The sequence below is a fragment of the Variovorax sp. 20P10.2.4 genome (assembly GCF_058244205.1).
In genome coordinates this window covers 1-1,588 of record NZ_JBZAYE010001054.1, presented here as the reverse complement: position 1 = coordinate 1,588, position 1,588 = coordinate 1, and the positions used below count along the sequence as shown (strand labels likewise).

At 72.2% G+C, this 1,588-nt stretch carries 1 protein-coding gene and 1 pseudogene; both read left to right on the top strand.

Annotated elements, in window-relative coordinates; translation table 11 throughout:
• Positions 1-1,326: metallophosphoesterase family protein (locus AC27VN_RS40990; RefSeq protein WP_490880437.1), on the top strand; the 1,326-nt coding region annotated here is incomplete at its 5' end.
• A pseudogene (locus tag AC27VN_RS40985) lies at positions 1,323-1,588 on the top strand (cytochrome B6); the annotation flags it as partial. The gene AC27VN_RS40990 and the pseudogene AC27VN_RS40985, both read left to right, overlap by 4 nt.

Sequence of the window (1,588 nt, the reverse complement as noted above, 5' to 3'; positions counted from 1 at the left end):
GGCAACGCGGCCTTCGCGCGCGTCATCACCAGCTACGCCGCGCCCGCCGCCGACACGGCGGCCGATGCGAACGCCACCTGCCCGCAGATCACGGTCGACGGCAAGGCCAGCCGCATGAGCCTGCGCATCGGCGCGGGCTCGATGCCGCTGCGCACCACGGCCAGCGATCCCGCCGACTCGAAGCCTTCGGAATTTCCGGTGTCGACCTGCGAGGCCACCCTGCCCGCGGGAGCGAAGCAGGTCGCCGTCGGCAGCCGCGCGCTGCCGCTGCCCAAGGCCGAGCCGCAGCGCATCCTGGTGCTGGCCGACACCGGCTGCCGCCTGAAGAAGGCCGACAACGCCTACCAGCCCTGCAACGACAGCAGCGTGTGGCCGTTCGCGCCGCTGGCCGCCACCGCCGCCGGCTTCGATCCCGACCTGGTGCTGCACATCGGCGACTACCACTACCGCGAGAACGCCTGCCCGGCCGACGTGGCCGGCTGCAAGGGCAGCCCCTGGGGCTATGGCTGGGACACCTGGCAGGCCGACTTCTTCAGGCCCGCCGCGCCGCTGCTCGCGAAAGCCCCCTGGGTGCTGGTGCGCGGCAACCACGAGGAGTGCGCGCGCGGCGGCCAGGGCTGGTACCGCTTCCTCGACACGCGCGCCTACGCCGACAAGCGCTCGTGCAACGACCCGGCCAACGACAGCACGGGCAACTATGCCGAGCCCTACGCCGTCTCGCTGGGCGGCGGCTCGCAGGTCATCGTGTTCGACTCGGCCAAGGCCGGCAAGGCGGCGCTGAAGACCGACGACCCGCAGTTCATCGCCTACCAGAAGCAGTTCCAGGCCGTGGCGGCGCTGGCCGCGAAGCCGGGCATGAGCACCACCATCTTCACCAACCATCACCCGATCCTGGCCTTCGCGCCGGTGGCGGGCGCGACGCCCGCGCCGGGCAACCTCGCGCTGCAGTCCGTGATGAACAACCTCTATGCGAAGGCCTACTACCCGAGCGGCGTGCACATCGCTCTGCACGGCCACGTGCATGACTTCCAGGCGCTGAACTTCGCCACCGACCATCCGGCCACCGTGGTGACGGGCAACGGCGGCGACAACCTGGACGTGGCGCTGCCCGATCCGCTGCCCGCCGGCACCACCCCCGCGCCCGGCGTGACGATCGACCGCATCACGCACCACAACACCTTCGGCTTCATGCTGATGGAGCGCAAGAAGTCGCCCGACGTGGGCTGGACCTTCAAGGCCTACACCGTGGCCGGCAAGCTGCTCGCCACCTGCGGGCAGACCGGCCGGGCGCTGAGCTGCGACAAGACCGGCTTCCTGACGCCGTGACGCGGCGCACGACGCGCTTCCCCCCGCTCGCGGGCGCCGCGCTCGCCCTGGGCGCGGCCTGCCTCGGATGGATCGTGGGTGCCGCGGGCGCCGCTCCCGGATCGATGCAGGTCATCGGCCCGGGCGGCCCCGCGAGCCAGGTGATCGAGCACATCGGCGCGACGCCGAAGCTCGCCGCGCGCGTCGACCCCACGGCGGCCGTGTTCCGGCCCGATCCCGCGCTGGCAGCCCTGGGCAAGCGCCTCTTCTTCGACACCCGGCT